At 70.3% G+C, this 1,767-nt stretch carries 2 protein-coding genes; both read right to left on the bottom strand.

Features of this window, described 5'->3' with window-relative positions:
* Positions 1 to 766 (bottom strand): MHYT domain-containing protein (locus ABT300_RS43800; RefSeq protein ID WP_351688700.1); only part of this gene is annotated, 766 nt, incomplete at its 3' end.
* A gap of 435 nt (positions 767 to 1,201) precedes the next feature.
* Positions 1,202 to 1,767: phenylacetate--CoA ligase family protein (locus ABT300_RS43795; RefSeq protein WP_502978134.1), on the bottom strand; the 566-nt coding region annotated here is incomplete at its 5' end.

The raw sequence follows: 1,767 nt of genomic DNA, 5'->3' as shown, positions 1-1,767 counted from the left end.
CGACGCCGTACGCCGGCGGGGCCGCAGGCTCGTCGTCGCCGAGCATCATGTCGGGGTCGAACATGACGATGACGGCGGCGACCAGGAGCACGGCGAGCGGTCCGGCCAGCATCAGCAGGAGGAACGACAGCAGACCGGTGGAGGACTGCGAGACGGCGGAGCCTCCGGTGAGATGCACGGAGACCGCGGCCATGCCGGTGTAGTGCATGCCTGTCACGGCCACCCCCATGACGAGGCTCGCTCCCAGGCTCGACCACAGGCCGCGGATGGAGACCGCCGCCCACAGGGCCGCCGTGGCGGCCGCGACGGCGATGGCCACGGACAGCAGCACGGTCGGCATGTCGTACTGGAGGCCGCCGTTGGTGTGGATGGCGGCCATGCCCAGGTAGTGCATGGCCGCGACCCCGAGCCCGGTGATCGTGCCCGCGACGGCGAGGTTCACGGCCGAGCCGCCGCGGTAGCCGACGAGGAAGACGCCGATGGCGACGACGACGATGGCGACGGCGAGGCTGAGCACGGTCTTCGTCGTGTCGTATTCGACCAGTGCGCCCTGGACGTTGAAGCCGATCATGGCGATGAAGTGCATGGTCCAGATGCCGCAGCCGATGGACACGGCCCCGAGGGCGAGCCATCTGGCTCTGTGGTGCGGGCGCCGCAGGGAGCGTGTCGTGCAGCGCAGTCCGAGCGCCGCGCCGAGGCAGGCCATCAGGTAGGCCGCGATCGGCGTCGCGGCCCCGTAGTAGAAATTGGAGACGGTGGCGGTCATCGACGTGTCCTTCGGGGTGGGTGAGGGCCGACGGCTCAGCCGAAGCGGTTCGGCGCGCGCGTCCGTGCGCCGCGGGGCACGGGTGGTTCGGCGCCCCGCGGTCCCGGCGAGCGGGCAGGCCGGGAGACGCGGAACGACCGGATCAAGCCAGGTGTTAAGTTGTACACGATTCAATCACGCCGTGCACACCAGGCCTTCACAATTTTCCCGACCGTTCGCCGAATCGATACATCGCCACGCTTCACCCAAAAGCGCCCCGTTCCGCGTAGGTCGCAGCCCGGGGACCCCCCTCACCGACCCCGACAGGCCGCCGGGGCGGGTCCCTTGACCGCGACCGCAGGCCGTCGCGCTACGACTGTTTCAGGACAGGTCCCCGGCCACGAAGGCCTGCTCCCGGGATCCCCGGGGACGGACCGCCGGGCCGGACCGCCGGGCTCAGTCCAGCCGCTCGTCGATCAGCCGGACGATCTTTCCGCTGCGCCCGTTCACCCTGAGCTCCGACAGCGGGACGTACTCGACCTTCAGCGGGTTGATCAGGCCGGCGCGGACGTGCTGGGCGAACATCGGGCGCAGTTCCTCGTAGCGCTTGATCACGGAGGCTGCGAGCTGTTCGGCGTCGCCGATCTCGCCCGCGATCCGCAACGCCAGTTCGTCCTTGGCGTCCCGGCGGCGCTGCACCGCCTGTATCCCCGCGATGAGCTGATCGCCGGACACCTCCTCCACCACCGCCCGCAGATCCTCCACGTAAACGGTGACCGGCCCGACCCTGGCGCCTTCCTCGGCCCGGCCCAGCAGGCGGAACCGCCGGTCCTCGTAGTCCACCCATTCCGCCGAGTCGCCCACCGGGTACCTGATGACCGGCATCAGCCGTCTGACCAGGTCCGTGACGAGCAACCGTCCGGGCCGCCCCGGTTCCCGGATCGGCTCGCCGGTGTTCTCGTCCACGATCTCCAGCCACTTCTGCAGACGGTGGACGCGATGGACGCGGGCGTCCGCCTCGC

It is taken from the genome of Streptomyces sp. NPDC001027 (genome assembly GCF_040299045.1).
Taxonomy (GTDB): domain Bacteria; phylum Actinomycetota; class Actinomycetes; order Streptomycetales; family Streptomycetaceae; genus Streptomyces.
This window is presented reverse-complemented; position numbering and strand designations above follow the sequence as displayed.